An 805-nucleotide genomic window follows, 5' to 3' on the forward strand; every position below is an offset into this window, starting at 1 on the left:
TCCAAGACGCCTCCCGAAATGGCGACGTTTTGCCAAACAGGGTAAAAAAACGAACTCCAAGCCTCGGCTATTGACCATAACGGCCTGCCGCATGAAGCGTATGGAGATTTAACCTTACGAACTTCCCAAAATGAGCTGAGCCAAAGCGTTGTATTTGTTTTTAACTTTTCATTTTTAAAGCCAAATCAGCGATTTGGCGTTGGTTGCCGAAGTCACAAACCTTCCAAAATTAGTCGCACTCCATATGCTTTATTGCGGTTTGTTGTGCCCTGTTTTATTTTATTTCGTTTGTACTTTTAAATACTTTATTGATTTTTCCTGTCTCATGATTCCATTCATAGATTATATCTTGAAGCTTTTTCTTACTAAATCTTTTCGGTAGTAGGATTAGTTTATTTCCATAACTATCACTGCCAATTACAATAGCATTCTTAGGAAATTCTCTCCAGTTCTTAGCTTCTTTGGTTTCGTAAATGATATGATTGGAAGTTCTAGATATTCTTTTTCTGTCTGTTTTGTCAAAAAAGGGGTGAATAGTCCAGTCATTGCCATTGATTATTAATTCTCCACCATTTTCCCTTTTCATCTTATCTCGAAATGAATCAGGGAATTTTAGTCCAATTTCATTTTCAGTCTCAACTATGTATTTTTCTTCAACAGGAAAGGGCATAATGTTTTGTTTTTATTACGATAAGCTTTTCAAATAGGGCACAACGGTTAGCTGCATGATGCGGTAGCAGATTCGCGGTGCTGATTGTCCGTCCGACAGGACTGACAATCAAGGCGGGAATCGGCCCAACCGAAG

General features: G+C 38.4%; 1 protein-coding gene. It reads right to left on the reverse strand.

Going from position 1 to position 805, the window contains the following annotated elements; genetic code table 11:
* Positions 1 to 274 precede the first annotated feature (274 nt).
* On the reverse strand, positions 275 to 670 hold the full coding sequence (locus ACSX1H_RS19455; RefSeq protein ID WP_439185925.1) for an SMI1/KNR4 family protein: 396 nt from the start codon (positions 668 to 670) through the stop codon (positions 275 to 277).
* Positions 671 to 805 lie beyond the last annotated feature (135 nt).

Origin of the sequence: Carboxylicivirga taeanensis (assembly GCF_051851475.1) — a bacterium.
In the GTDB taxonomy this organism is placed as follows: domain Bacteria; phylum Bacteroidota; class Bacteroidia; order Bacteroidales; family Marinilabiliaceae; genus Carboxylicivirga; species Carboxylicivirga taeanensis.